The 628-nt window shown below is 57.3% G+C and carries 1 protein-coding gene; it reads left to right on the top strand.

What is annotated here, in order from left to right:
• Positions 1-161: 161 nt before the first annotated feature.
• Complete coding sequence (locus BN1128_RS22745; protein WP_244462954.1) at positions 162-596, top strand: CopD family protein; 435 nt, start codon at positions 162-164, stop codon at positions 594-596.
• The last annotated feature ends 32 nt before the right edge of the window (positions 597-628 follow it).

Below are 628 nucleotides of genomic sequence, written 5' to 3' on the forward strand. Positions count from 1 at the left end.
GGTTAACATGTTTTGCTCGCCACTCCTGGCGAGGAGATAAGCCCAGGGATGACGGGGCCCGCTGACGCCGGCGCTCGCATCCCGTCCCGGGTTCACCATGGGTCATATATCGTTGGCGCTATGCATCGGCATTGCATCGCCGGAGGATAAGGATGTACGGATTGGCACTGTTGTTACATATTCTCGCGGCCACCATCTGGACCGGCGGCCATATAGTGCTGTCGGTGGTCGTGCTGCCCAGGGTATTGAGGGAGCGCTCGCCCGCCAGGCTGCTGGAATTCGAGTCCGTTTACGAAAAGATCGGCATGCCGGCGTTGATCATCCAGGTGATAACCGGCCTTTATCTGGCTTATCGCATGCTGCCGGACGTCAGCCAGTGGCTGGATTTTTCCAACCCCGTCGCCCACCCGATCCTGTTGAAGCTGTCGCTGCTGGCCTTGACGCTCGGCTTCGCCATGAGTGCGCGCTTCAGAGTCATTCCCCATCTATCCGAGAAAAACCTCGTCACTATGGCCTGGCATATCATCCCGGTGACCATTTTCTCCATCCTGTTTGTCATCACCGGCGTGTCGTTCAGAACCGGGTGGTTCTATTGACGCTCGGGGATAAATCGAGACTGATCCACTTT

It is taken from the genome of Aeromonas piscicola, assembly GCF_000820005.1.
Taxonomy (GTDB): domain Bacteria; phylum Pseudomonadota; class Gammaproteobacteria; order Enterobacterales; family Aeromonadaceae; genus Aeromonas; species Aeromonas piscicola.